Origin of the sequence: Streptomyces sp. DSM 40868, from assembly GCF_011820545.1 — a bacterium.
GTDB lineage: Bacteria > Actinomycetota > Actinomycetes > Streptomycetales > Streptomycetaceae > Streptomyces > Streptomyces eurythermus.
On record NZ_CP050504.1, the window covers coordinates 2,956,308 to 2,981,590 of the forward strand.

The 25,283-nt window shown below is 72.5% G+C and carries 27 protein-coding genes, 1 tRNA gene and 2 pseudogenes; 13 read left to right on the forward strand and 17 right to left on the reverse strand.

Going from position 1 to position 25,283, the window contains the following annotated elements; translation table 11 throughout:
• The first annotated feature begins 71 nt into the window (after nucleotides 1-71).
• Together HB370_RS13310 and HB370_RS13315 are read left to right on the forward strand one after the other, a co-directional pair.
• A complete protein-coding gene (locus HB370_RS13310; RefSeq protein ID WP_167512978.1) occupies nucleotides 72-485 on the forward strand; it encodes a lytic transglycosylase domain-containing protein in 414 nt (137 codons plus the stop codon).
• Between the two features lie 149 nt (nucleotides 486-634).
• Nucleotides 635-1,303 carry a YoaK family protein gene (locus tag HB370_RS13315; protein WP_030795291.1) on the forward strand — a complete coding sequence of 223 codons (669 nt, stop codon included), beginning with the start codon at nucleotides 635-637 and terminating at the stop codon, nucleotides 1,301-1,303.
• A gap of 117 nt (nucleotides 1,304-1,420) precedes the next feature.
• On the opposite strand, the pseudogene HB370_RS41885 reads toward HB370_RS13315, so the two are convergent.
• Nucleotides 1,421-1,636 (reverse strand): annotated as a pseudogene (locus HB370_RS41885) (steroid C27-monooxygenase); the annotation flags it as partial.
• A gap of 260 nt (nucleotides 1,637-1,896) precedes the next feature.
• On the opposite strand from HB370_RS41885, the pseudogene HB370_RS13325 reads away from it, so the two are divergent.
• A pseudogene (locus tag HB370_RS13325) lies at nucleotides 1,897-3,064 on the forward strand (steroid 3-ketoacyl-CoA thiolase).
• On the opposite strand, the gene HB370_RS13330 reads toward HB370_RS13325, so the two are convergent.
• Both HB370_RS13330 and HB370_RS13335 read right to left on the reverse strand, forming a co-directional pair.
• Nucleotides 3,048-3,311 (reverse strand): DUF397 domain-containing protein, encoded by a 264-nt coding sequence (locus HB370_RS13330; RefSeq protein WP_030795288.1) that lies wholly within the window; start codon nucleotides 3,309-3,311, stop codon nucleotides 3,048-3,050. The pseudogene HB370_RS13325 and the gene HB370_RS13330 sit on opposite strands and share 17 nt — an antisense overlap.
• Entirely contained in the window at nucleotides 3,292-4,119 is an 828-nt protein-coding gene (locus HB370_RS13335; protein WP_030795285.1) for a helix-turn-helix transcriptional regulator, read from the reverse strand. Before HB370_RS13335 ends, HB370_RS13330 begins: the two co-directional genes overlap by 20 nt.
• 128 nt (nucleotides 4,120-4,247) lie before the next feature.
• On the opposite strand from HB370_RS13335, the gene HB370_RS13340 reads away from it, so the two are divergent.
• The gene (locus HB370_RS13340) at nucleotides 4,248-4,634 is read left to right on the forward strand and encodes an ATP-binding protein (protein ID WP_051816332.1); all 387 of its coding nucleotides are present in this window, start codon (nucleotides 4,248-4,250) and stop codon (nucleotides 4,632-4,634) included.
• Here the strand turns inward: HB370_RS13340 and HB370_RS13345 are convergent.
• From HB370_RS13345 to HB370_RS13360, 4 genes are all read right to left on the reverse strand, one after another.
• Nucleotides 4,624-4,944, reverse strand: a complete 321-nt coding sequence (locus tag HB370_RS13345; protein WP_030795280.1) for a hypothetical protein — start codon at nucleotides 4,942-4,944, stop codon at nucleotides 4,624-4,626. The genes HB370_RS13340 and HB370_RS13345 overlap by 11 nt on opposite strands.
• A 15-nt stretch (nucleotides 4,945-4,959) precedes the next feature.
• Nucleotides 4,960-5,280, reverse strand: a complete 321-nt coding sequence (locus tag HB370_RS13350; RefSeq protein ID WP_030795277.1) for a hypothetical protein — start codon at nucleotides 5,278-5,280, stop codon at nucleotides 4,960-4,962.
• Nucleotides 5,281-5,402: 122 nt separating this feature from the next.
• Nucleotides 5,403-5,903, reverse strand: coding sequence for a ricin-type beta-trefoil lectin domain protein (locus HB370_RS13355; protein WP_030795273.1), 501 nt, complete (start codon nucleotides 5,901-5,903; stop codon nucleotides 5,403-5,405).
• An 83-nt stretch (nucleotides 5,904-5,986) separates the two neighbouring features.
• Nucleotides 5,987-8,029 carry a bifunctional glycosyltransferase 87/phosphatase PAP2 family protein gene (locus tag HB370_RS13360; protein ID WP_051816330.1) on the reverse strand — a complete coding sequence of 681 codons (2,043 nt, stop codon included), beginning with the start codon at nucleotides 8,027-8,029 and terminating at the stop codon, nucleotides 5,987-5,989.
• Nucleotides 8,030-8,421: 392 nt separating this feature from the next.
• Between HB370_RS13360 and proP the strand changes: the two genes are divergently transcribed.
• Together proP and HB370_RS13370 are read left to right on the forward strand one after the other, a co-directional pair.
• A complete protein-coding gene (gene proP / locus HB370_RS13365) occupies nucleotides 8,422-9,792 on the forward strand; it encodes a glycine betaine/L-proline transporter ProP (RefSeq protein ID WP_030795269.1) in 1,371 nt (456 codons plus the stop codon).
• A 160-nt stretch (nucleotides 9,793-9,952) separates the two neighbouring features.
• On the forward strand, nucleotides 9,953-10,624 hold the full coding sequence (locus tag HB370_RS13370; protein WP_030795266.1) for an O-methyltransferase: 672 nt from the start codon (nucleotides 9,953-9,955) through the stop codon (nucleotides 10,622-10,624).
• A 137-nt stretch (nucleotides 10,625-10,761) separates the two neighbouring features.
• On the opposite strand, the gene HB370_RS13375 is transcribed toward HB370_RS13370, so the two are convergent.
• Nucleotides 10,762-11,154: an FHA domain-containing protein gene (locus tag HB370_RS13375; RefSeq protein WP_030795264.1), complete on the reverse strand. Its 393-nt coding sequence runs from the start codon at nucleotides 11,152-11,154 to the stop codon at nucleotides 10,762-10,764.
• Nucleotides 11,155-11,275: 121 nt separating this feature from the next.
• Here HB370_RS13375 and HB370_RS13380 point away from each other — a divergent pair, with 121 nt between their 5' ends.
• Nucleotides 11,276-11,716 (forward strand): DUF1992 domain-containing protein, encoded by a 441-nt coding sequence (locus HB370_RS13380; protein WP_030795261.1) that lies wholly within the window; start codon nucleotides 11,276-11,278, stop codon nucleotides 11,714-11,716.
• Here the strand turns inward: HB370_RS13380 and HB370_RS41890 are convergent.
• Together HB370_RS41890 and HB370_RS13390 are read right to left on the reverse strand one after the other, a co-directional pair.
• Complete coding sequence (locus HB370_RS41890; protein ID WP_244405510.1) at nucleotides 11,702-12,631, reverse strand: hypothetical protein; 930 nt, start codon at nucleotides 12,629-12,631, stop codon at nucleotides 11,702-11,704. The genes HB370_RS13380 and HB370_RS41890 overlap by 15 nt on opposite strands.
• A 470-nt stretch (nucleotides 12,632-13,101) precedes the next feature.
• A complete protein-coding gene (locus tag HB370_RS13390; RefSeq protein ID WP_030795254.1) occupies nucleotides 13,102-13,758 on the reverse strand; it encodes a hypothetical protein in 657 nt (218 codons plus the stop codon).
• A 134-nt stretch (nucleotides 13,759-13,892) separates the two neighbouring features.
• On the opposite strand from HB370_RS13390, the gene HB370_RS13395 reads away from it, so the two are divergent.
• Complete coding sequence (locus HB370_RS13395) at nucleotides 13,893-14,408, forward strand: GNAT family N-acetyltransferase (RefSeq protein WP_030795252.1); 516 nt, start codon at nucleotides 13,893-13,895, stop codon at nucleotides 14,406-14,408.
• Here HB370_RS13395 and HB370_RS13400 read toward each other — a convergent pair.
• Complete coding sequence (locus tag HB370_RS13400) at nucleotides 14,401-16,446, reverse strand: MDR family MFS transporter (RefSeq protein WP_030795249.1); 2,046 nt, start codon at nucleotides 16,444-16,446, stop codon at nucleotides 14,401-14,403. The genes HB370_RS13395 and HB370_RS13400 overlap by 8 nt on opposite strands.
• A gap of 205 nt (nucleotides 16,447-16,651) precedes the next feature.
• On the opposite strand from HB370_RS13400, the gene HB370_RS13405 reads away from it, so the two are divergent.
• Nucleotides 16,652-17,524: a peptidoglycan-binding domain-containing protein gene (locus tag HB370_RS13405; RefSeq protein ID WP_167512979.1), complete on the forward strand. Its 873-nt coding sequence runs from the start codon at nucleotides 16,652-16,654 to the stop codon at nucleotides 17,522-17,524.
• Between the two features lie 86 nt (nucleotides 17,525-17,610).
• On the opposite strand, the gene HB370_RS13410 is transcribed toward HB370_RS13405, so the two are convergent.
• Nucleotides 17,611-18,279 (reverse strand): HAD family hydrolase, encoded by a 669-nt coding sequence (locus HB370_RS13410; protein ID WP_030776789.1) that lies wholly within the window; start codon nucleotides 18,277-18,279, stop codon nucleotides 17,611-17,613.
• 182 nt (nucleotides 18,280-18,461) lie between these two features.
• On the reverse strand, nucleotides 18,462-19,043 hold the full coding sequence (locus HB370_RS13415) for a TMEM165/GDT1 family protein (RefSeq protein WP_030776792.1): 582 nt from the start codon (nucleotides 19,041-19,043) through the stop codon (nucleotides 18,462-18,464).
• Nucleotides 19,044-19,422: 379 nt separating this feature from the next.
• On the opposite strand from HB370_RS13415, the gene HB370_RS13420 reads away from it, so the two are divergent.
• Nucleotides 19,423-20,067, forward strand: coding sequence for an HNH endonuclease family protein (locus HB370_RS13420; protein WP_030776795.1), 645 nt, complete (start codon nucleotides 19,423-19,425; stop codon nucleotides 20,065-20,067).
• A gap of 122 nt (nucleotides 20,068-20,189) precedes the next feature.
• On the opposite strand, the gene HB370_RS13425 is transcribed toward HB370_RS13420, so the two are convergent.
• From HB370_RS13425 to HB370_RS13435, 3 genes are all read right to left on the reverse strand, one after another.
• On the reverse strand, nucleotides 20,190-20,801 hold the full coding sequence (locus HB370_RS13425) for a VTT domain-containing protein (protein WP_030776797.1): 612 nt from the start codon (nucleotides 20,799-20,801) through the stop codon (nucleotides 20,190-20,192).
• Between the two features lie 148 nt (nucleotides 20,802-20,949).
• Complete coding sequence (locus HB370_RS13430; RefSeq protein ID WP_030776799.1) at nucleotides 20,950-21,405, reverse strand: DoxX family protein; 456 nt, start codon at nucleotides 21,403-21,405, stop codon at nucleotides 20,950-20,952.
• 197 nt (nucleotides 21,406-21,602) lie between these two features.
• Nucleotides 21,603-21,827: a DUF2277 family protein gene (locus HB370_RS13435; protein ID WP_030776802.1), complete on the reverse strand. Its 225-nt coding sequence runs from the start codon at nucleotides 21,825-21,827 to the stop codon at nucleotides 21,603-21,605.
• A 93-nt stretch (nucleotides 21,828-21,920) separates the two neighbouring features.
• Between HB370_RS13435 and HB370_RS13440 the strand changes: the two genes are divergently transcribed.
• Nucleotides 21,921-22,820: a 2-dehydropantoate 2-reductase gene (locus tag HB370_RS13440; RefSeq protein ID WP_030776804.1), complete on the forward strand. Its 900-nt coding sequence runs from the start codon at nucleotides 21,921-21,923 to the stop codon at nucleotides 22,818-22,820.
• 133 nt (nucleotides 22,821-22,953) lie between these two features.
• Nucleotides 22,954-23,295, forward strand: a complete 342-nt coding sequence (locus HB370_RS13445; protein ID WP_030776807.1) for a hypothetical protein — start codon at nucleotides 22,954-22,956, stop codon at nucleotides 23,293-23,295.
• 42 nt (nucleotides 23,296-23,337) lie between these two features.
• On the opposite strand, the gene HB370_RS13450 is transcribed toward HB370_RS13445, so the two are convergent.
• Nucleotides 23,338-23,409 (reverse strand) — tRNA-Val (locus HB370_RS13450).
• A 152-nt stretch (nucleotides 23,410-23,561) separates the two neighbouring features.
• Between HB370_RS13450 and HB370_RS13455 the strand changes: the two genes are divergently transcribed.
• A complete protein-coding gene (locus tag HB370_RS13455) occupies nucleotides 23,562-24,956 on the forward strand; it encodes a hypothetical protein (RefSeq protein WP_030776810.1) in 1,395 nt (464 codons plus the stop codon).
• Nucleotides 24,957-25,283: the final 327 nt, after the last annotated feature.

A 25,283-nucleotide genomic window follows, 5' to 3' on the forward strand; every position in this document is an offset into this window, starting at 1 on the left:
ATGCGGATCGCCCCTCACGGTGGTCCACCCCATGCGGGCGATCCCCCGTCCCCGAACGCAAGAGGTACTTCGTGACCGTCTCCGTCATCCGCCGCATCGCTTCCCCGAAGAAGGTCCTCACCACCGCCGCCGTGGCCGCCGCCACCGCCGGCATGGCGCTCACCGCCGCTCCGGCTCACGCCGCCCCGGCCCAGGCCTCCTCCGCCCAGGCGATCGCGCACAAGATGATCCCGGACGCCGCGCAGTTCAACGCCTTCAGCAAGATCGTCTCCCACGAGAGCGGCTGGAACCCCCACGCCACCAACAGCTCCTCCGGCGCCTACGGCCTCGTCCAGGCCCTCCCGGCCTCGAAGATGGCCTCCGCCGGCTCCGACTGGAAGACCAACCCGGCCACCCAGATCAAGTGGGGCCTGGACTACATGAACTCCCGCTACGGCAGCCCCGTCAAGGCCTGGAACTTCTGGCAGGCCAACGGCTGGTACTGAGCCGACAGCACACCTCACCGCGTCAGCGCCCCCACCCACCCGGCGGGGGCGCTTCGCGTATATACGGACAGGGCCGTTCGGGCTGCTTCCCCCGGCTCCCCGCGTGTCCCGGCCCCTCCCCCGCACCCCCTGCCCGCAGGCTGCTGCGCATGCTGCCGGACCCCGAGACGCGCGGGCTGCGGCTGGTGGCCGTGCTGCTCACCCTCACCGTGGTCAGCGGGATGATCGACGCCGTCAGTTATCTGGGGCTGGGCCGGGTCTTCACCGCCAACATGACCGGCAACGTCGTCGTCCTCGGTTTCGCCGCCGCCGGTGCCCCCGGCTTCTCGGTGCCCCATACGAGCGTGTCCCTGTGCTGCTTCCTGCTGGGCGCGGTGACCGGCGGCCGGGTGGGTGCCCGGCACCGCCAGGGTTCCCGTCGTCGCCGGGCCAGGCTCGCCCTGGCGGCGGAGGCGGTGCTGGTCGGCGCCTCGGCGGCCGTCGCCTTCGTCTGGCCGGGCACCGGCGCCACCCGGTACGCGCTGATCGCGCTCACCGCCTACGCGATGGGCCTGCGCAACGCGACCGTCCGCAAGCTGGGGGTGCCGGACCTCACCACCACCGTGCTGACGATGACCCTGACCGCCCTCGCCTCCGAGTCCCGGCTCGGCGACGGCACCGGCCACCGCTCCCCCCGCCGCACGGCCGCCGTTCTCGCGATGGCCGGCGGCGCCTGCCTGGGCGCGTGGCTGGTCCTGCGGTACGGCCTGACCCTCCCGCTGCTGATCGCCGCGCTCGCCTCGGCCGTGCTGGCGGTGGTGGCCTCGGGCAGGGAGTGAGGCGCGCCACGCGTCAGCACGCCAGCTGTCGCGGGGCGCTCCCGGCGGAAGAGGTCCCGTCGGAGTTCGGGTTGCCCTCGTCCTCCGCCGCCACCGGTGTCGAGACGATGTCCCAGGGCGGGCGGCGGCGACGATCGCCTCGGCGCGGGCGCGCAGCCGCTGCTCCAGCGCGCGGATGGAGCGTGGCGTGAACCCGCGCTGCACTGTCTGGCGCACGCGCGTATGTTCCGGTGGATCCAAGTCGAGCAGGATCAGCCGCTGGGCGTCGACGGCGTCGCGCTCGATGTGCTCGTTGAAGCGGATGACCGCCGTGTTGAGGGAGGAGGAGAACAGTACGGCTCGGGCAGTGCTGGACAGGGCATCGGCGGCTCCAGACATCCGACGGCCCATCAGCGGGTGTGGCGACGGTGGTAACGGGTTCTACAAGTCGCAAGAGCCGTGACTGAGCCAATCCATGGCGAAACCGCGCGGATCACGCCTTCCCCATCCGCAAGACCCTTGCGGTGACGGTCATCACATCAGCAGACTGCCGGGCAGGAACTAGAACACGTACTAGTTCTGGAGGAGAGCCCTCTCGGAGAGGACCCGCGCCCATGGCCGCCGAACCCGTGATCGTCGAAGCCGTCCGCACCCCCATCGGCAAGCGCGGCGGCGCGCTCGCCCAGCTGCACCCGGCCCGTCTGCTGGGCGAGACCTACCGTGAACTCCTCGGCCGCACCGGCATCCCCGCCGACGCCGTCGAGCAGATCGTCGGCGGTACGGTCACCCACGCCGGCGAGCAGTCCATGAACCCCGCGCGCACGGCCTGGCTGACCATGGGCCTGCCCTACGAGACGGCGGCGAGCACGGTCGACTGTCAGTGCGGCTCCTCGCAGCAGGCGTCCCACATGGTGGCCAACATGGTCGCGGCGGGCGTGATCGACGTCGGCATCAGCTGCGGAGTCGAGTCCATGTCCCGGGTCCCGCTGGGCTCCGGCTCCAAGCACGGCCCCGGGAAACCCTTCCCCGACGAGTGGAACGTCGACCTCCAACCAGTTCGAGGCCGCCGAGCGCATCGCCCGCCACCGGGGCCTGACCCGGGAGAACGTCGACGCGCTCGGCCTCCTCTCCCAGCGGCGCGCCGCCCACGCCTGGGCCGAGGAACGCTTCAAGCGGGAGACCTTCGCCGTCCAGGTGCCCACCACGGAGGAGGAGCAGGACGCCGGTCAGGGCATGTGGCGCCTGGTCGACAAGGACGAGGGACTGCGGGACACCACCCCGGAGGCGCTGGCCGGCCTGAAGCCGGTCATGCCGACCGCCGTCCACACCGCCGGGAACTCGTCCCAGATCTCCGACGGCGCGGCGGCCATCATGTGGGCCTCCAAGCGGATGGCCCGCGCGCTGAGACTCAAGCCGAGGGCCCGGATCATCGCCCAGGCCCTGGTCGGCGCCGACCCCCACTTCCACCTGGACGGCCCCATCGACGCCACCCGCGCCGTCCTCGGCAAGGCGGGCATGACCCTCAACGACATCGACCTGGTCGAGATCAACGAGGCGTTCGCCTCCGTCGTCCTGAGCTGGGCCCAGGTCTTCGACCAGAACCTCGACAAGGTCAACGTCAACGGCGGTGCGATCGCCCTCGGCCACCCGGTCGGCGCGACGGGCGCCCGCCTCATCACCACGGCCCTGCACGAACTGGAGCGCGCCGACAAGGAGTACGCCCTGGTCACCATGTGCGCGGACGGCGGACTGGCGACCGGGACGATCATCCAGCGGCTGTAGCCGACGCCCAGGAGACGAAGTCGCCGAAAGCGACGGGGCCGACGTTCAGCACCGGTCCCGCCGGGTTCTTCGAGTCACGGATGGCGACGGTGGTGGCGCAGGGGGGTTCGGCGACCTCCAGGCACTGGCCGCCCTGGTCACCGCTGTACGAGGACTTCTGCCAGGTCAGGTCACCGAGGGGGGCGCACTCGACGCAATCACCGCCCTGGTCGCTGCTGTAGCTGGACTTACGCCACTTGCTCTCCATAGCGGTCCTCCATGACGCCTCGGATCAGCTCCGCCGACTCCTTGATCGAGAGCGCGGCGGCCTGGAGGTGATCGTAACGGAGCGAGCAGTCCTTAACGGTGTCCGGATTGGCCGTGGGGTACCCGCTCCCGTAGCTCTCGGTGTAGAGGATGGTCGGGTCGTCCGTGAAGCGGTAGAGATTGAATGAGCCGGTCAGCCCCGCGTGCGCTCCCGTGTCACTCGGCAACACCTGGATGTTGATCAGGGGGTTGTCCTCGAAGGTCAACAGATGAGCCAATTGACCTCGCATGGTTTCCCGGTCGCCGATTTGCAGGTGGAGCGCGGCCTCGCTGAGAATCGCCCAGAAGACGGGCGGGTTCTCCTTCTCGAAGACTCGCTGGCGCGCCAGTCGGGCGGCGGTGCGGTCGTCGAGCTTGTCCCGGTCCACCGCTCCGAGTACCGCCCGCGCGTAGTCCGGAGTCTGGAGCAGACCGAGGACCATGTGCGTCTGGAACGAGCAGATCTCCACCGCCCGTACCTCAAGCTCAGCCACCTGCTGGAACCACGCGGGAAGTTGCGTCCGCATCACCAGCGGATGCAGTCGCGTCAGCAGCCCGCCCGTCCCCAGGGCCGCATCCATCCGCTGACTGAACTCCAGCGTGGGGACTTTCCTCGCGGTCTCGATCTGGCCGATAAGCGACCCGGTGTAGTTGGTGATCTGCCCTAGCTCCCGCTGCGTGAGGCCCGCCGCCTCCCGATACCGCCGCAGCTCGAAACCGTAGTAGTGGAGCGGAGACGCGCCCGCGTCGAGGGTGCTGATGTTGGCCACGGTGGGACCCCTCTCACGCAACAGAGCCCACGTGGGGACTCGTTGTGTTCTTCCTGTAGCCGAGCGTAGTGAGAGCAGGTCAGTCTCGTACCGTGAACCTGAATTTTCCCCACATTCCCCAGTACCGCATGGAAATCACGGTCGGCGAGCACTCCGTGCGTCACATCCGCCGGATCGTCCGCTCGCTGCTGTGCGAGTGGGAACTGGAGCCGTTGACGTTCGCCGTGGAGCTGGGCGTGAGCGAGCTGGTCACCAACGTCGTACGGCATGTGCCCGACCGCCGCTGCCGGGTGGTCGTGGCCCGGCAGGCGGCGGGGGTCCGGGCCGAGGTGAGCGACGGCTTCGCCGCGCTGCCCCGGATGGAGACCGAGGTGGACGAGGAGTCCGAGGGCGGCCGGGGTCTGGCCCTGCTGGACGCCGTGGTGGACAAGTGGGGGGTGTCAGCGGGCGCCGGCGGGAAGACCGTGTGGTTCGAGTGCCACGGCTGCCCCGCCGACGCCGAGGTCAGCCGATGACGCGCACGGACAGGGGGTTCTGGTAGGCAACCGCCCGGCCCGGGGCCAGATTGCTCGTGAAGTTGACGCAGTTCGCGGCGAAGAAGTAACTCACCGTCTTGTTCGTCTCGTTGACGAGCGTCCGCGCTCGGGCCTGAAGGTTGATGCAGACGTTGTCGGGCGGGTTGTCGATCCGGAATTCCTGTCCGGTGGAGCTGAAGTACCGGATCCTTCCCGTGGCGGCCTCCGCGCTGGAGGTCAGACCGACGGCCAGGACGCCCGCGGTGCCGGCCGCGAGGGCGAGCCTGGCCGGACGTGCGATGCGGAACATGGGGGGCCGCCTTCCTCAGCCGATGACGCGCACGGACAGGGGGTTGCTGTAGGACACCGCGCGGCCGGGGGGCAGGTTGTCGGTGAAGTTGGTGCAGTTCGCACCGAAGAAATAGCTCACCGTCTTGTTCGTGTTGTTGGCGAGCAGCTGCGCGCGGAAGCGAAGGTTGATGCAGACGTTGTCCGGCGGATTGTCGATCCGGGCTTCCTGGCCGGAGGCGCTGAAGTACCGGATGTTTCCGGTGGCGGCCTCCGCGCTGGAGGTCAGGCCGACGGCCAGGACGGCCGCGATACCGGCCGCCAGGGCGAGTCTGGCCACATGCGCGATGCGGAGCATGAGTGGGTGTCCCCTTTCCGTTCCAGCCCTCGAAAGGGGAAATCCCACCGATCGAGGGAATTAAAGGGGACACGCCCAAACTCTCACCTGAACAAGTGATAGTTCAGGTAATGAGATTTCACTCATCCGGCGCGTTTGATCCACTGCTGTTCCTGGTCGCCGTACGCGCAGTCGACCAGCTCGACCGGACCGTTCAGCCGGGTGGCGGCGAGGCACTTGCCCTGCGCGTTGTTCCGGTAGACCCAGCGGTTGCCGCCCACGGGGATCTGGGTCCACCACGTCACCGACCCGCTGCCGCCGCAGCTCTGCATGGACACTTCGGCGATGCCGTTGAACACGGCGGAGGCGCACAGCTCCCGCCCGCCGATCCGCTGCATGATGTGGACGGTGTTTCCGCCCTCGGGGTCCACCTCCCACACCTGGTTCGGCCCGCCGTGCCGGTCGTAGACCAGGACACTGGAGCCCTCTCCCCGGCCGGCGTCGTTGTCGAGGACGTAGCCGGGGTTGGCGACGTTCTCCAGCACCAGCCCCGACTGTGCCGCCGCCTGACCCGTCAGGGCGCCGGAGGCCAGCAGCCCGGCGCCCAGCAGAGCGACGACCGCGCGCGTCCTGGTCTTGTTCACGAAGACTCCCTCACTCTTGTCCGCTACTGCGGGATGAGCCTTGCCCGCGAGCGGCCCGGAGGAGGCGTCGCCTCGCCCCGCCGTCACCTGAAGTCGGTACGCCCCAGAGCCGGGTGGAGCCCTACGGCCGGCGCCGGGGAGACGGCGGGCGCCGGAGCGGCCCGGGGCCCCTGGAGCACGTACGACAGCCCGAAGCCCGCGCCCACCACCACCGCGCCGCCCACCGCGTCCAGGACCCAGTGGTTGCCGGTGGCGATGATCGTGGAGACCGTGAGGAAGGGGTGCAGGAGGCCGAGGGCCTTCATCCACCAGCGCGGGGCGACGACCGCGATCACCACACCGCACCACAGCGACCAGCCGAAGTGCAGCGACGGCATCGCCGCGTACTGGTTGGTCAGGGCGGTCAGGGTGCCGTAGTCCGGCTTGGCGAAGTCCTGGACGCCGTGGACCGTGTCGATGATGCCGAGGGTGGGCATCAGGCGCGGCGGGGCCAGCGGGAAGAGCCAGAAGCCGACGAGGGCGAGCAGGGTGGCGAAGCCGAGGGAGGCGCGGGCCCAGCGGTAGTCGGCCGGGCGGCGCCAGTACAGGACGCCGAGGATCGTCAGCGGGACGACGAAGTCGAACGACTCGTAGTAGAAGACGAAGAACTCCCGCAGCCAGTCGATCTTCGCGACGGCGTGGTTGACCGCGTGCTCGATGTCAAGGTGCAGGAAGCGTTCGAGGTCGAGGACCATCCGGCCGTGGTGCTCGGCGCGGGCCCGGCCGCCGGAGATGGTGCCGCCGGTCGCCGCGAGGCGTACCTGCTGGTAGGCCGCGTAGGTGACGCGGAGCAGCAGTAGCTCCAGCAGGAGGTTGGGGCGGGACAGGACGCGCCGCAGGAAGGGCAGGAGGGGGACGCGGCGGAAGCAGGCGGGGGCCTGCGGGGCGTACTCGGCGGGTATCGGCTCGCGGTAGTACGGCGAGGTGCGCGGCAGGAAGGGGACCGCCGTGGCGGCGGCCAGCGCCGCGAGCAGCACCAGGTTGTCCCGCAGCGGGAACATCCACGACATCTCCGGCAGCATCATCGACGCCGGGAGGGTGGTGAGGAGGACGACGGCCACCGGCCAGACGTAGCGGTCCGAGGCCCGCCGCCCGGCCCGGCCGACGATCGCGAGGAGCAGCCACAGCAGCTGGTGCTGCCAGGTGGTGGGCGACACGGCGATGGCGGCGCAGCCGGTGACGGCGACCGCGAGCAGGAGCTGGCCGTCCCGGGCGTAGCGGACCGCGCGGCGCAGCGCGAGGACGGCGACGGCGGCGCCGAGCACGAGGTAGAGCGCCGTCTCCGGGTGGCCGGTGAGGCCGAGGCGGAGCAGGGCGCCGTGCAGGGACTGGTTGGCGAGGGCGTCGGCCTGCCCGCCGAGCCCGGCCCCGGCCAGGTGGTGCACCCAGTAGGTGTACGAGTCGTGGGGCAGCGCGGCCCAGGCGAGCGCCGTGCACGCGGCGAAGGTGACGGCGGCGGCGCGGGCGGCCCGGCGGCGGTCGGTGAGCCACAGCAGGGGGACGAAGAGCAGCACGGTGGGCTGGAGCGCGGCGGCCACGCCGACGCACAGTCCGCTCGCGCGCTGTCCGCGTACGGTGAAGCAGCCGAGCAGGACGAGCAGGACCGGGGTGATGCTGGTCTGGCCGAGCCACAGGTCGTTGCGGACCGGCAGGGAGAGCATCAGCAGGCTGACGGCGACCGGGGCGGCCAGCAGCGAGGTGCGGCGGCCGACCGGCCGGGGCAGCGCGCGGGCGGCGACCACGCCCAGGGCGACGACCAGCAGCAGGGAGCCGAACGTCCAGCTCCAGCCGAGGGCGGCCTCGGCCCAGCGGGTCATGGGGCGCAGGACCAGGCCGCCGAAGGGGGTGCCGGTGAACTCCCCCGAGGCGTAGATCGAGCCCTTGACGTGCAGGACGCCCTCGGGGCCGATCCAGGTCTCCAGGTCGGTGAGGCGCTCGTTGCCCGGGGTGGTGAGGACGACGGCCAGCTGGCGGGCGGCGAGGATCAGGGCCACGGCCCACAGGGCGAGCCGGGTGGCTCTCAGCCGCGCGCCGGCCTCCGGCGCGTCGAAGCCCCCCGTGGCTCGTCCGCCGTGCCTCACGCTCATCACGACTCGTCGGCCTCCCGCCCCTTCGTCCCGGACGCCCGATGCGCCGGATTCCTGTCCGCGTGCCCTATGAGGCTCGCAGACACCTGGAGGGGGAACGCAGGCAACCCCCCGTTAACCCGACGTGCCCGCTTATGTCCGGATGAGTTCGGTCCCGCGAGGCCGCGGTTGCAGCCCGGGGGCGCGATAAGGATCACACTGACCAGCAGGAATGACCTTGGGTGAGGGGGCAGACGTACCTGCGTACCCGCGGTTTCGCTGCATTGTGCACCTAAACGCATACAGCACGTAAGACGCAGAAGCCGCCTATGGTCGATTTTCGGCCCACGCACGTCACCGTTGCCGTCGGCGGGCCCGACCCTGTCCCCGTCGAAAGGTAGGCGAGCCCCGTTTTGGCGACCGCCACTGCCGTCACCCCGCGTCCGACGACCCGCCGGGCCACCAAGGCCCGCAACGTCACCGTCACCGACCCCGCCCTGGTGAGGCGCGCCGTGAAGGCGGCAGCGCTCGGCAACGCCATGGAATGGTTCGACTTCGGTGTCTACAGCTACATCGCGGTCACCCTGGGCAAGGTCTTCTTCCCGTCCGGCAACCCCACCGCGCAGCTGCTGTCCACCTTCGGTGCCTTCGCGGCGGCCTTCCTGGTCCGCCCGCTGGGCGGCATGGTCTTCGGGCCGCTGGGCGACCGCATCGGCCGCCAGAAGGTCCTCGCCCTGACGATGATCATGATGGCGGCGGGCACGTTCGCCATCGGCCTGATCCCGTCCTACTCGGTGATCGGCGTCGGCGCGCCGCTCCTGCTGCTGGCCGCCCGGCTGGTGCAGGGCTTCTCCACCGGCGGCGAGTACGCGGGCGCGTCCACCTTCATCGCCGAGTACGCGCCCGACAAGAAGCGCGGCTTCTTCGGCAGCTGGCTGGAGTTCGGCACGCTCGCCGGCTACATCGGCGGCGCGGGCCTGGTCACCCTGATGACCGCCCTGCTGTCCTCCGAGGACCTGCTCTCCTGGGGCTGGCGCATCCCGTTCCTGATCGCGGGCCCGATGGGCATCATCGGCCTGTACCTGCGGATGCGGCTGGAGGAGACCCCCGCCTTCGCCGCGCAGCTGGAGAAGGCCGAGGCCCGGCCCAAGGTGCCGCTGCGCGACATGGTCGCGGGCCAGTGGAAGGCCCTGCTGATCTGCATGGGCCTGGTGCTGGTCTTCAACGTCACCGACTACATGCTGCTGTCGTACATGCCGAGCTACCTCACCAGTGAGCTGAAGTACGACGAGACCCACGGCCTGCTGGTCGTGCTCGGCGTGATGGCCCTGATGATGATCGTCCAGCCGTTCGCCGGCGCGCTCACCGACCGCGTCGGCCGCCGCCCGGTGATCGCGGCGGGCTGCGCGGGCTTCCTGCTGCTGTCCGTTCCGGCGCTGCTGCTGATCCGCCAGGGCAGCCTGCTCGCGGTGGGCCTCGGCATGGCCGCGCTGGGCCTGCTGCTGGTGTGCTTCACCGCCGCCATGCCGGCCGCGCTGCCCGCGCTGTTCCCGACCCGGGTGCGCTACGGCTCCCTGTCCATCGGCTTCAACGTCTCCGTGTCCCTGTTCGGCGGTACGACCCCGCTCGTCGTCACCGCGCTGATCGGGGCCACCGGGAACATGATGATGCCCGCGTACTACATGATGGCCGCCGCCGTCGTGGGCGGTTTCGCCGTCTGGCGCATGTCCGAATCGGCGGGCCGCCCCCTGCCGGGCTCGGCCCCGTCGATCGAGGCCGGCTGACCGCTCCCACGCGCCACCGCTCAAGGCCCGCGACCGGATCCGTCCGGCCGCGGGCCTTTGCCCATACCGTGGAGCCCCGCTCTCGCCCGTCTGCTGGGATCATCGGACGTGCAGGGCGTAAACAGCCTCCGGAAGACACTCGGGAAAGGCAGCAGGCGCTATGAGCGGGTCGCAGCTCTGGGTCGACGTCGACGACTACTTCACCAGCCATCTCTCACCGGACGACGAGGCGCTGCGGGCGGCCCTGCGGGACAGCGAGACCGCCGGGCTGCCCCCGATCGCGGTCACGGCCGCACAAGGCAAACTCCTCCAGCTGCTCGCCCTCGCGCAGGGCGCCCGGCACGTGCTGGAGATCGGCACGCTCGGCGGGTACAGCACGATCTGGCTGGGCCGCGCCCTGCCGGAGGACGGCAGACTGATCACGCTGGAGTACAACGCCAAGCACGCCGACGTCGCCGTACGCAACATCTCCCGGGCCGGGCTGGAACGGATCGTGGAGGTGCGGGTCGGCCCGGCCCTGGAGTCGCTGCCCAAGCTCGCCGACGAGAACCCGGCCCCCTTCGACCTCGTCTTCATCGACGCGGACAAGGCGAACAACCGGCACTACGTGGAGTGGGCGCTCAAGCTCACCCGGGCGGGCAGCCTGATCATCCTGGACAACGTGGTGCGCGAGGGCCGGGTGGCCGACGCGCGCAGCACCGAGCCGGACGTGGTGGGCACCCGCGCCGCGCTCGAACTGATCGCCTCGCACCCCCGGCTGTCCGGTACGGCCATCCAGACCGTCGGCCTCAAGGGCTACGACGGCTTCGCGCTGGCGCGGGTGCAGGACTGAGTCTCACGGCCGGCCTGTTGACCGGGTTCACAGCTATCGCGTTGACCGGGTTGGTGGGCTGCCGCGTGCCGATTGACTCGGTTCACAACTGTCGTATGCGATCGGCTGCTCACAGCTGTTCGCACGGCGCCGCCGGTTCACACCTCGTGGAAGAACCCGACGTTGACGCTGCGCGGCCCGGAGCGTTCCTGGACGACGATCTCGCCCGCCCCGCCGCGCGGCAGCGGCACGGTCGCGCCGTAGCCGACGGCCTGCGCGTGCGGGCCGTAGGTGAGCCGGACCTCGGAGGCCGGGTCCGGCTGGGAGCCGCGGTGCCAGGTCAGCTGCCAGGTGCCGTCCGGGCCGCAGCGGAACTCCAGGTGGACCCGGGAGACGAACAGCCAGTCCTCGGGGGTGACCAGCCGGCACACCGCCGCGTCCCGGCCGACCCGCAGCGCGGCGCCGGGCTCGCTGGGCAGCTCGGCCAGCGTCATGCCGGCCGTGGCACCCGCGTCCGCGCCCGAGACGGTGACCATGGTGAGTTCGAGCACGAGCGCTCCCCCTGAAACGTCCGAAACGTCGTTGTACGGCGGTGGGTTGCGGCGGGCGGGCTGCCGTACCGTCGCCGCATGATAAGGCCCTCGGCACGGTGGCGTCCGGCACAATGGACCCATGACCGAGCGAAAGCCACCGGGCGTTCCGTTCGACTCCTGGGTGGACAAACAGATCCGTGACGCGCAGGGGCGCGGGGAGTTCGAGGCGCTGCCGGGGGCCGGGGCGCCACTCTCGGCGGAGGTCGACTCCACGTACGACGAACTGTGGTGGGTCAAGCGCAAGATGGCCCGGGAGGGACTGGCCTACCTGCCGCCCGCGCTGGCACTGCGCAAGGAGGCGGAGGACGCGCTCGCGGCGGCCTACGCGGCGCCCTCGGAGCGGATCGCCCGCAAGATCATCGAGGACGTCAACGTCAAGATCCGCGACATGATGTTCAAGCCGCCGCCCGGCCCGCCGCTGGGGAAGAAGCCGTACGACGTCGAGGAGGTCGTACGGGAATGGCGGCAGCGCAGGGCTGCCGCCGACGGCCCGGGCGCGACGGGTTCAGCTGTGCAGTAGCCGTTCCGCGAGTTCCCGGTAGTCCCGCAGGGCGAGCCGCAGTTGCTCGGTGTCGGTCTCGGCGCCGGGCCCGCGTTCCTCGGTGCCCTCCCAGGACATCCGCAGGGTACGGCGGCGCCGCGTCACCGCCTCGCTGAACCGGGCGGCGATCTCTTCCAGGGTCCGGTCGGCCCGCTCCACGGCACCCTTCGGCTGGTCCACGAAGCCTCCGACCACCTCCCGCATCCGCCGCTGCCACTCCTCGACTTCCTCCCGCGCGATCAGGGGGGAGCCTTCGCCGGAGGGGGCGGGGGTCGGAGCGCCCACGGAGGTGACCGGTTCCGTGCCTGCGGGGCCGGAGGCGGGGGCGGTGTCCGAGCGGGGCGCGTCGCGGGTCGGTGCGCCCGGGGCCGTCGGCCAGGTGTCGCGGCCCGGGGTGTCGGTCGTCATCGCGTCGCGCTGGGACGCCTCGCCGGGCGCCGGTGCGCCCAGACCGTTGTCGGGCATCCGGTCCTCCTCCGAGATGGCCTCGCGCTCCGCCCGGTGACTGGCCCCGAACCCCTCGTCGGTACCGGCCCCCATGTCCTCCGTACCGGGCCGCAGCCCTTCGGTCCCGTGCCACTGCCCGGCCTGATCGGTTCCGCGCCACTGCCCGGTCTCCTCGGTACCGCGCCACTGCCCGGCCTGCCCGGTACCGCGCCACTGCCCGGTCTCCTCCGCACCGCGCCACTGCCCGGCCCCGGCACCCGCCGGTCCCGGGGGCGGCGCCGGGGTGTCGTCGGGAGTGCGGTCGTCGCCGGTCAGACCCTCACGGCCGGGGCCGACGGCACCGGGAAGCCGGCCGCCCGCCGGTCCGGCACCGGATGTCTCCGGGGTCCGGTCGCCCGTCGGGGCGGTACCGCTCGCGTCCGGGGTCCGGTCACCTGCCGGGCCCATACCGCCAGACTCCGGAGCGCCCCGGCCGCCCGCCAGGCCCGTACCGCCCGCATCCGGGGTTCGGGCGCCTGCCGGGCCCGTACCGCTCGTGTCCGGGGCCAGGCCGCCTGTCGGTCCTCCGCCGCCGGTTTCCGCGTCCGGGATCCGGCCGCGTGCCGAACCCGTTCTTCCGGCTTCCGTGTCCGGCGTGCCCGCGCCGCCCACGCCCTGGCCCTGGCCCTGGCCCTCGCTCGAGATCCAGCCCGCTGTGCCCCCGCGCGGGGACTCCGCGCGGCCCGGTTCGCCCGGGAGGCGTTCCTCCGGGCGGGGCGTTCTGGGGGCGCGCCGGCCGGCGGTGGCGTCGCCCGGGGACCATTCGTCCGTGGCCGGGGAGTCCTGTTCCGGTGTCCATTCCTCGCCCGGGGCCCGGGAGAGGCGTTCGGTGCGGTGGCGGTCGTCGCCGGGGCCGCTCGTCCTGTCCCGCATGGTGCTCAGCTCTCCTTCGGTCGGCTCCGGTGCAGCGCCCACGGTGTGTGGGAGCGTGCGTGGGAGCGGCCGCCGTCGGACGTCGTGGCGCGGCCCGTACCCGCCGGGGCCCGGTGCCGTCCGGGCTCGCCGCTGGTCAGGTCGTCGAAGAGGGCGCGCCCGCCGAGCAGCGCCGAGCGCAGCTCCTCGGTACCGCCGCCCTCGCGGGCCGCCCGGTGCAGCCGCCGGTAGCCGTCGACGTGGTCGGCGTGGTGCACGGACAGCGCGTCGACCTGCTCCTCGTACCGCCCGCCGTCGGGGTAGCCGCGCGCCCCCGCGAGCCGCGCGAGCAGCCGGTCGGCCTCGGCCACCGCCTCCTTCGGCGAGTCCACGAACCGTTCCTGCACGGCCGTCCAGAGGTCCGCGTACCGCTGCCGCTCGGCGCCGTCCAGCGGACGTTCCCGCAGGTCACCGTGGCGTTCGAGGCGTTCGCCCAGTTCCCGTTCGGCCGCCTTGGTGTCCCCGTCGTGCAGGGCGACGGCCCGCTCGTACTCCGGCCCGAAGCGCCGCTTCAGGCTCGTCCCGCCGCGCCGGCCACGGCTCCGCCGGGCGACGAGCCCGGCCGCGCCGAGGACCACGACCGCGGCGATCACGATCAGCAGAATGATCAGCCAAGTGGACATGGTTGCCTTCCGGCCCCTTCCGATCGGACCGGCTCCGCCGGCCGGTTCACCCCCCGGGTGACCCGGAACCCGGTCCACAAACGACGGCCCGCGAACGACGGTCCGGGCCCCACCCCGGCCGCCGTGACGTGACAATGACGGCCATGACGTGGACGATCACCGCCGAGCCGTACGACTCCCCGGCCGCCGCCGCCCTCTGGCGGGCCTACTACACCGAGGTCAGCGACCGCTGGTACCTGCTGCACGAGGGCCGCCGCACCGACCCCGCCGAGCTGGAGCGGGAGATCGCGGCGGACAGCGGCGCGGACCTCGCCCCGCCGTCCGGGTGCCTGCTGGTCGGGCGGTACGACGGCACCCCCGCCGGTACGGCGGGCGTACGGCTGCTGGACGCGGACACCGCCGAGCTGACCCGGGTCTTCGTGCTGCCGGAGCGGCGCGGCCGGGGCGGGGCCCCGCTGCTCGTGGCCGCCGCCGAGGAGGCCGCCCGCGCACTCGGCGCCCGGCGGATCGTCCTGGACACCCGCGGCGACCTGGTCGAGGCCCGCGCCCTGTACGCCCGCCTCGGCTACACCGAGACCGCCCCGCACAACACCGACCCCTACGCCGAGCACTGGTTCGCGAAGGAGCTGGGACCGGCGGCCGTCAGCTGACCTTCGCCACCGTGCTCCCGTTGTGCGGGCGTTCGCGTTCGGCGCCGCACAGCTCGCCGGTGAGGTCGTGGACCAGCCGGGTCAGGTCCGCCGGGCGGCCGGGCTCCCACCAGTCGCCGAGCAGCTCGGCCAGCGACTGCTCGCGGGCCGCGGCGAGCCGTTCGGCGACCTCGCGGCCGGTGTCGGTCAGCACCAGGTCCAGTCCCCGGCGCTCGGCGAGCCGCCGCTCCTCCACCTGGCGGGCGGCGGCCATGACCGCCTGGAGCGGGACCGCGCTGCGCTCGGCCAGCATCCCGGGTTCCACGGAGCCGTAGCGGCGGATGCGCAGCAGCATCCAGCCCGCGGCGGGCAGCAGGTCGTACCCGGCCCTGTCGATGATCTTCCGGTAGATCTCGCGGCGGCCCTCGCGGGTGCCCAGCACGGACAGGGCCCGGCAGCACTCGTCGTGGGAGGAGCGGTGGACGGGGTTGGGCGGGATCGTCTCGGAGACGTCCGGCGCGGTGACCGAGCCGCGCAGCCGGTCCTCCTTCAGGAACCAGGCCAGCACGAAACCGAGGAGGGCGACGGGAGCGGCGTAGAGGAAGACGTCGGTGATGGCGGACGCGTAGGCGTGCAGGGCGGCCTGGCGCGGCACGGGCGGCAGGGCGGCGATGCCCCGCGGGTCGGACTTCAGCGCGCCGGCGTCGACGCCCGGCGGCAGCCGTACGCCCCGGAAGGCGTCGGCGAGCTTGTCACCGAGGCGGCTCGCGAAGACCGTGCCGAAGATGGCCACGCCGAAGGAGGCGCCGATGGAGCGGAAGAAGGTGGCGCCGGAGGTGGCGACGCCCAGGTCCTCGTAGGGGACGGCGTTCTGCACGATCAGGATCAGCACCTGCATGACGAGGCCGAGACCGAGACCGAAGACGAAGAAGTAGGTGCTCATCACCGCGGTCCCGCCGTGCTCGTCCAGCCGGGCCAGGAGCAGCAGACCGAGCGTGGTGACGGCGGTGCCGGCGACCGGGAACACCTTCCAGCGGCCGGTGCGGCTGACGATCTGCCCGGAGACGGTGGACGACAGCAGCAGGCCGAACACCATGGGCAGCATGTGCACGCCGGACAGGGTCGGGGTGACACCGTGCACGACCTGGAGGAACGTCGGCAGATACGTCATCGCGCCGAACATGGCGAAGCCGACGACGAAGCTGATGACGGACGCCAGGGTGAAGGTGCGCACCCGGAACAGCCTCAGCGGCAGCACGGGTTCGGCGGCCCGCCGCTCCACGGCCACGAACACCACGGCGAGGACGACGCCCAGCACGGCGAGCCCGATGATCCGCGCCGAGCCCCAGGGCCAGGTCGTACCGCCGAGCGAGGCGACCAGGACCAGGCAGGTGGCGACGGCGGCGATCAGGAAGGTGCCGAGATAGTCGATGACGTGGTGGGCGGCGCGCCGCGGGAGGCGCAGGGCCACGGCGATCACGGCGAGCGCTATGACGCCGACGGGCAGGTTGACGTAGAACACCCAGCGCCAGCTGAGGTGCTCGGTGAACAGCCCGCCGAGCAACGGCCCGAGCACGCTGGTGGCGCCGAACACGGCACCGAACAGACCCTGGTAGCGCCCGCGCTCCCGGGGCGGGACGAGATCGCCGACGATCGCCATGGACAGCACCATCAGCCCGCCGCCGCCCAGGCCCTGGAGCGCCCGGAAGGCGATGAGCTGGGGCATGTCCTGGGCCATGCCGCACAGCGCGGAACCGATCAGGAAGATCACGATGGCGATCTGGAACAGCCGCTTGCGGCCGTACTGGTCGCCGAGCTTGCCCCACAGCGGGGTCGCGGCGGTGGACGCCAGCAGATAGGCGGTGACGACCCAGGAGAGGTGCTCCAGGCCGCCCAGGTCGCTCACGATGGTCGGCAGCGCGGTCGAGACGATCGTCTGGTCCAGGGCGGCGAGCAGCAGACCGAGCAGCAGCGCGCCGATCGGGACGAGCACGCTGCCCGGAACGTGCTCGCCGCCGCCGGTGCGCTCGGCCGCCGTGCCGTGCGTGTCCAGGGCCATGGGGACCTCCCGGGCTCGGTTGCACCTTCCATCGTGATCTGTGTGTCCGGTTATGGCCTGTCGAGTCCTGCGGAAACGGCCGTCGTCCGCATAACCTCGGAAGCTCCCGAGGGGAGGGGGCACAGCGTGACCGGTGAGGGGGAAACGGCGTGACGGGTGAGGGGGACGCGGCGTGACCGGGGAGAGCGGTGAGGGGGGACACGGCGTGACGGGAGAGCGGGGCAGCGCCTGCCCGGAGTGCGGGACGCCGAGGGGGCCGGACAACACGCCGGCGTGCGACTGCACCGAGCGCGCGGCCGAGGCACTGCGCGAGACCCGCACGGCCGAGGCGGCAGCGGCGGAGGACTTCGACCCGCTGCGGATACGGCCGTACGTCACGACGGCGACCCCGGCGACGACGGCCCACCCGCCCCTGCACACCGACTTCCCCGACCCCCCGCCCCCGCCGGCCCCGGCGCCCCGGCCGCAGCCGTCCGCCCCCGAGCGGCCCGCCGCCCCGGGCCCCCGCTCCCGCCGCCCGCTGCTCCTGGCGGCCGGAGGTCTCGGCGCGGCCCTCCTGGCGGCGACCGCCTTCGCCCTGACCTCCTACCGCACCCCGACCCACGACCGAGCGGCCCAGGAAATCAGACAGAGCATCCCGGCCAACCCGACGAAGGCTCCCGCGTCGACCCCGGCACCGGCACCTCCGGCGGCCCCGCCCACTCCCCCGCCGTCATCCCCCGCACCCACCACGCCCACCCCGTCCCCGACCCCCACGACTCCGTCCCCCACACCGACGCCGACGCCGACCCGCACCCCGTCCCCCACCCCGTCACCGACGGCCTCCTCGATCCCGCCCACCACACCGGCGGCGCCCACGGTGCTACGGCGCGGCGACACCGGCCCGGAGGTGACGGAACTCCAACAGCGCCTGCGGCAACTGAACCTCTACGGCGACCGAATCGACGGCACCTACACCCGCCCCGTGGAAGACGCCGTACGCAACTACCAACTGGCCCGAGGCATCAAGGAAGACCCCCTGGGCGAATACGGCCCGGCGACACGGAGAAGCCTGGAGTCGGAAACGAGGGATCCCTGAGGCGCCCCTCCAGGGGCGCGGGGAACTGCGCGACAAGCCACAACGCACCCGCACCCGACAACGGCCCCGAACGCCGTGCGACCCGCTCAGCCGATCCGCAGGAGAACCGTCCCGTCGGCCCCCGCCTCCACCCGCACACCCGTAAGGTCCGGCACCACCACATCCGGCTCGTGGACGACCGCCCGCGGCCCGACCCCCACGACCCGCATCCCCGCGGAGCGCCCCGCCGCGATCCCCGCCCCGGAGTCCTCGAACACCACACAGTCGGCCGGATCGATCCCCAGCTCGGCCGCGCCCTTCAGGAATCCCTCGGGATCGGGCTTGCTCGCGCCGACCGACTCCGCGGTGACCCGGACCTCCGGCAGCGCCAGCCCCGCCGCGGTCATGCGCGCGGTCGCCAGTCCGAGGTCGGCGGAGGTCACCAGCGCGTGCGGCAGCCCCGCCAGCGACGCGAGGAACGCCCCGGCGCCGGGCACCTCGACCACGCCCTCGGTGTCGGCGGTCTCCTCCGCGAGCATCCGCTCGTTCTCCGCGAAGTTCTCCTCCATCGGCCGGTCGGGCAGCAGCAGGGCCATGGAGGCGTGCCCCTGCCGGCCGTGTATGACCTTCATCACCTCGTCGCCGTCCAGCCCGTGCCGGCCGGCCCAGCGCCGCCAGACGCGGTCCACCACGGCGTCCGAGTTGACGAGGGTGCCGTCCATGTCGAGCAGGAGGGCACGGCAGGTGAGGACGGTGGGCGTGGCGGTGGCCGGCATCGGCAGCTCCAGAAGGGAGGAGGGCCCGTGTCGGGAGAGACGGCGGGAGGAACAAGGCGGCCCCGCCCGCCGGTCAGGGAAAACGGGCGGGAGCCACTTTGTTTCTCCACGGTACAAAACGGTTCCGCGTTTCCGCCACCTTCCCCGGCGAGGATTCACCGCCCGTTCGCCCGCCCGACCGCTCAGCCGGCCACCGCTTCCCACAGGCTCCAGGCGCCGAGCGCCAGCATCAGCACGGCCGCGATCTGCGTGATCAGCCGCAGCGGCACCCGCCTCATCAGGGCCTTTCCACCGACGATGCCGAGCCCGGCGACGGCCCACAGGCCGAGCACCGCGCCGAGGCCGACGGAGATCGGGTCGTCGTAGCGGGCGGCGAGGTTGGCGGTCATGATCTGGGTGAGATCGCCGAACTCGGCGACCAGGATGAGCATGAAGCCGGTGCCCGCGACCTTCCAGAAGGACTGGTCGGCGGGCTTCTTGACCTCTTCCTCGTCGTCGCCCTTCTTCAGCAGGAGCATCGCGGCCCCGCCGAGGAAGAGCACGCCGGTGAGGGCGTGCACGATCTGCTGCGGCAGCAGGGTGAGCACGCTGCCGGCCGCGACGGCGAGCACCACGTGCAGCAGGAAGGCCGCGGCGACGCCCGCGAAGACGTACGAGGCGCGGTAGCGGGTGCCGAGGACGAGACCGGCGAGCGCGGTCTTGTCCGGCAGTTCGGCGAGGAAGACGACGCCGAAGACGAGCGCCGTCACGGTGATGCTGATCAAAGGTCCTCAATCGGTCGGGCTGCCCCGCCGAGAGTGCGGTACGTCACGCGATGACACCTCGGCACGGCAGCACACTTCTCGCCCGCGCCGGTGGGGCACGGGCGTGCACTGCTTGCCGAAGGTCTCGCTGGCGGCTCCTGCTGGAGGCCGCCTCCGGGCGCCGGCTCAGGCTCGCTGAGCAGTATGTCGACGGTCCGGCGAAGAGCTACTCCCCTTCTGCGCCTCCCATCGTACGGGATGTGAAGGTTTTGCCGTCAACCTTGTCCTGACATGATCACGTCACTATCTTCTAATCAAACGCTCATCCGCCGGCAACCCCTCATCGCGAGCATTCCCTCGCTCGCGCTCCAACACCCCCAACTCCAAAGGGAGTTCACGCATGCCCAGGTTCTACGCGCGTCGACGGACGAGCATCCTCACCGCCCTCACCGGCCTGATCGCCTCCGTCGCTCTGTTCAACTCGCCGAGCGCCTCCGCCGCCCTGCCCACGCCGGTCAGCGCCGCCACCGCGCGCGAGTACCTCTCCCAGCTCACCGTGGCCACGGAGAACCGCACCGGCTACAGCCGCGACCTGTTCCCGCACTGGATCACCATCAGCGGCACCTGCAACACCCGCGAGACGGTCCTGAAGCGAGACGGCACGAACGTCGTCACCGACTCCTCCTGCGCCGCGACCGGCGGCAGCTGGTACTCGCCGTACGACGGCGCGACCTGGACCGCCGCGTCCGACCTCGACATCGACCACCTCGTCCCGCTGGCCGAGGCCTGGGACTCCGGCGCGAGCAAGTGGACGACGGCCCAGCGGCAGGCGTTCGCCAACGACCTCACCCGGCCGCAGCTGATCGCCGTGACCGACAACGTCAACCAGGCGAAGGGCGACCAGGACCCGGCCACGTGGATGCCGTCGCGGTCGGCGTACGTGTGCACGTACGTGCGAGCGTGGGTGCAGGTGAAGTACTACTACGGCCTGTCCGTGGACTCGGCCGAGAAGAGCGCGCTGACGAATTACCTGGCGAGCTGCTGAGGTCGCTCGGCCGGTCGCCTACTCGCCGTAGGGGGGGCGGGTGATACTGCGACTGCGGGCTCATCGTGGCCGGTCGCGCAGTTCCCCGCGCCCCTGTCAGGGGCGCTCGTGCGGGCCCGGTCTCAAGCAGCGGGCTTGCGCCTCATCAGGAAGCCCGCCGCCGCGCCCGCGCCGAACAGTGCCGCCACCGACACTCCCGTGGCCAGCCAGGTCGCGCCCAGCCACTGGGCGCCGTAGTAGCCGAGGGCCACGCTGTAGGCGGCCCAGGACAGGCCCGCCAGGGCGGACCAGGGCAGGAAGTCGCGGGCGCGGCGGTGGGCGGCGCCGGCGCAGAAGGAGACGACCGAGCGGCCGGCGGGGGCGAAGCGGGCCAGGACGACCAGCGCGCCGCCGCCGCGGGCGAGGGCGTCACCGAGACGTTCCTGCGCGGAGGTGAGCCTGCGGGAACGGGCTATCGCCCGGTCCAGCCGCTCGCCGCCGCGCCAGGCGAGACGGTAGGCCACCAGGTCGCCGAGGACCGAGGCCGTCGCGGCGGACAGGATCAGGGCCAGGATGTCCGGCACCTCGTGCGCGACCTGGCCCGCCGCGCCGGTGCCCGCCGCCGCTGCCGTACCCGCCGTGATGACCAGCACTCCGCTGGGCAGCACCGGCAGGAACACATCAAGCAGGACCGAGACGGCCACCACGGCGTAGATCCATGGCCCGGCCGCTAGCGACCCCACGCTTTCCCACACGACGACTCCTGACATTCCCCCGTTGACGGCTATACAGCGTACGCGGGGGTGTGACAGCAGATGCGCGGGGGGTTCGTGAGTCGATCACGGTACGTTCACGGGCGGCCGGTCACCCGAGGTGCGCCGACCGCCCGTGCGTTGTTCGGCGTCAGACCGCCACCGGGGCCTGCTCGGCCGCCTTGGCCTCCTCCCGTGCCGGGCGCCGGGTGAGGAGGCGGTCCAGGCCGAAGGCGCCGGAGCCGGTGAAGACCAGCAGCAGGAACGACCAGCAGAACAGCACCGACAGCTCGCCGCCGTTCTGTATCGGCCACAGCGCGAGCTGCTGGTGGACGTCGAAGTAGGCGTAGGCCATGGAACCGGAGGCGATCAGCGCGGCCCCGCGGGTGCCGAGGCCGAGCAGGACCAGGCCGCCGGCGACGAGCTGGATCACGGCCGCGTACCAGCCGGGCCAGGTGCCGGCCGCGAGGGTGCCGCCGTTGGTGCCGGCGGCGCCGCCGAGGACGCCGAACAGGGAAGCGGCACCGTGCACGGCGAAGAGCAGGCCGATGACGATGCGGAAGAGCCCCAGAGCGTAGGGCTGAGCGGAATCGAGACGAGCAGACATGTGGGGATGACTCCTTCTTCGGTGTCTGTCGGGCCGGCCGGGGACGTGACCGGCTGTGGGGAGGGGAACCGAATCAAGCCAAGGTTAGGTGAACCTAATCAGTGCTTGCAAGTTCAACATCTGGCCAACGGTTCCGTGCCCCGCCATCCCCTTCCGCACCTCTGTCACCGTCCGTGATCACTCGTCATCACCCGTGATCACCTGGGACCCGCCCGCCCCCGCACCTCCAACGCGCCCAGGAGTTCCGCCGTGGCGCGGGCGACGGCGTCCACCGCCGCGTCGAACGCCTCGCGGTTGTGGGCGGCGGGGGCCCTGAAGCCCGAAACCTTTCGGACGTACTGCAACGCGGCCGCGCGGATGTCGTCGTCCGTGGCCTCACCTGGCAGCACGGGCGGGCGCAGCGTCTTGATGCTCCGGCACATGTCCTCAGTCTCGCGCCGCGCGCCGCGCCCTGCGAAGATCATCGCGAAGGCGGCCACCGACTCCCGGGGCCGACCGTCGAAGGGAACAACTCCATGACGCATCCGCTCTCCGTGGCCGTCCTCGGCCCCGGCGGCACCGGCGGCCTGCTCGCCGCCCTGCTGTCCCGTTCCGGACATCGCGTGCTCTGCCTCGCCGGTGCGGAAACGGCCGGAAAGCTACGCCGCGACGGCATCTCCGTCCGCAGTCCGCAGTTCGGCGACTTCACCGCCGCCGTCGACGCGGACACCGAGCTGCGCGCACCGGTGGACATCTGCCTGGTCGCCGTCAAGCACACCGCGCTCGACGCCGCCCTCACCCGGGTCCCGCCCGCCGTGCTCGGTGACGCCCTGCTCGTCCCGCTGCTGAACGGCGTCGAACACCCCGCGGTCCTGCGCGGGCGCTACCGCCCCGACCGGGTCGCCCCGGCCGTGATCCGCGTGGAGTCCACCCGCGTCGCGCCGGGCGTGATCGAACACGGCAGCCCGTTCACGGAGATCGACCTGGCCGGGGACGCCGTGCCCCGCGCCCGGCTGGAGGCGCTGGCCGCGCTGCTCACGGAGTGCGGCACGACGGCCCGGGTGGCCGGGGAGGAGTCGGCGGCACTGTGGGCCAAGATGGCCTTCCTCGCCCCGTTCGCCCTGCTCACGACCCGGTACGGCGTCCCCCTCGGCACCGCCCGCACCCGGTACCGCGCCGAGCTGGAGGCGCTGGTCGCCGAGACGGCCGCGGTCGGCCGGGCCTGTGGCGCGCCCACCGATCCGGTGCGAGCCCTCGCCCGGTACGACGCCTTCCCGCCCGCCGCCAAGTCGTCCATGCAGCGGGACGCCGAGGCCGGCCGGCCGCTGGAGCTGGACGCCATCGGCGGCGCCCTGCTGAGGGCGGCCGACCGGCACGGCGTACCGGTGCCGGTGGCGCGGCGGCTGGTGCGGGAGCTGCGCGAGGCGGGATACTGACCACCGGTCAGTCGAGCTGCTGACCGACGGTCACTCAGGCATACTGACCGTCGGTCACTCGTGCGGCTGAAACCTCACCCGTACCGCCTGTCAGACCTCGCTTCACTAATTCGAACAGGCGTAGCATTGCCGCGTGGCTACGACCTATGAATTCCCCAGTGACCTCCTCGCCGGTCAGGAGGAGCTGCATCAGGTCCGGGCCGAGCTGTCGGCCCTGCTCAAGCGGCTGCCCTGGTCGGTCGAGCCGATGGACGGCTTCAGCGACGACAACGGCTGGCGCAAGGTGGAGCGGCCCGCGTCCCCCGGCTGGACGGAGGACGAGCAGGCCCAGGTGGAGAAGCTGCGGCGGCGCGAGCACGAGCTGGCGGTCTTCGTCAGCACCCACCGGTTCTGGACGGACGTCCCGGCGGCGGAGCGGATGGACGCCCGGACCTGCCTGAAGCACGCCCACGAGGAGCAGGCGGAAGGACAGTGAAACGAAGAAGGCCCCCCGGAGATCTCCGAGGGGCCTCGTCCGTGGGCGCGGACGGTTTCGAACCGCCGACATCCTGCTTGTAAGGCAGGCGCTCTACCCCTGAGCTACGCACCCGGACAGGTCGACAGCCTACATTGCCCGGCGGGCCGCACCGCAAACAGACGGCAAGGTCACGCGCCCCGGGCGAACCGACCGGCCCGTGTCTTCGTCCTCCCCGGGTGGGACAATGACACCACCCAGGGTGAATCACCACGCAGGAGAGGCATGTGACGGCGACACCGGGCACGCCAGCGACACCGCCGTACCCGCCGCCGTCCACCGCCCGGACCCGGCGTGACCGCCGTGCCGTCCGGGACACCCTTACCCTGCTCGGCCTGCCGTTGCTGGCCGCGCCGCTGCTGGCCGCCGCGTTCGCCGGCGGGGGCACCCGGCGCTGGTTCGGCGGACGGGCCGGGACCCAGCGCGCCGAGGCCCAGGCCGCCAAGGACGCCGCCGCGGCGGCCTTCTACGAACTCGACACCGCCCAGCGGGACCTGCGGATCTCGGTCGAGACCATCGCGGCGGCGGACGACTCCCCCGCCGCCCGCCGCGCCGTCGCCGACTTCACGGCGCTCGGGCACCGCGTCGACGAGGCCAGCCGGCGGTACATCGAGGCCGTCGACGCCCACGACCTGGACCGGGACACCCTGGAGGCCGGCCCGGCCGCGCGGGCCCGCACCGAGCTGACCGCGGCCCGGGACGAACTGCTGCGGGTACGACGGGAGCTGGAGGAGTTCGGCCGCTCGCTCGGGCCGCTGCTGGACAAGGCGGAGACCCGGCTGGCCCGGCTGGCGCCCGCCGTGGAGCGGGCCCGGCAGTCGCTGCTGGCGGCGAGCAACGCCCTGGACGCCGTACGCGCGAAGCACCTGCGGGCCGACGACCTGGCCGCGCGGCTCGCCGCCCTGGCGCCGGAGCTGACCCGGCTGAACCAGGGCGCCGGGCAGCACGGGGTGGACGCCACGCTGGAGCGGGCCGAGCGGGTGCAGCGGGAGGCCGGGGCGATCCGGGCCGAGGCCGAGCGGCTGCCGGAGCGGGCGGCCGAGATCGACCACCGGCTGGTGTCCCTGCGCACCCGGGCGCAGGCGCTGACCACCCGGGCCGAGCAGGTGGAGCCGGTCCTCAGCGAGCTGCGCCGCCGGTTCACCGCCGCCTGCTGGCAGGACCTCCAGCAGGTGCCCGCGCTGGCGGCCGACCAGGTACGGCAGGCCGAGCTGAGGCTGGCGGAGGCGCGGGCGGCGCGGGACGACCAGCGGTGGGCGGACGCCACGGCGCTGCTGTCGACCGTCCGGGCGCTGCTGAACGCCACCGACGAGGCGGTGTCGGCCGCCGGTGACCGGCTGGCCCGGCTGAACGCCGTACAGAAGGACCCGCAGGAGGAGATCGAGCGGACCCGGTTCGCGATCCGGGACGCCCAGCGGCTGGCGATGGCGGGCCGCACGACGCCGGACCCCCGGCACGCCCGCCCCCTGGACGACGCGGTGGCCCGGCTGGAGCGCGCGATCGGCACCCTGGCGGAGCACCACCCCGACTATTGGCACTTCCTCGGCGAGACGGAGGCGGTCAGGCAGAGCGTGGCACGGGTGGTGACCCTCATCCGCGAGGACCGCGGCGCCGGCCACTGAGCCCGGCGGGCGGCGGACGGCCGTGTGTGGCGTGGTCCCGAGCGGCCGGGGCCGGCGTGTCGCCTGCACACCGGGTGGGCGGGGTCGCGTCCGGTACCGGGCGGCCGGGGCCGGCGCGAGACCCGACGCGGAGCGGACGCTTCGCCAGTCGCCGGAGCAGGCGTGTCACCGGTCCCCGGGGAGTCGGCACCGGCCGGGCGGCCGGGGCAGGCGGGTGATGTGTGACGCCGGTCGGCCGGGGGCCGCGCATCGCCGGGCACCGGAGCGGACGCGCCGCCGCCCGCCGAAGGCACGCTGCCGACCGCCGAGGCCGGTGGGCGACGCCGG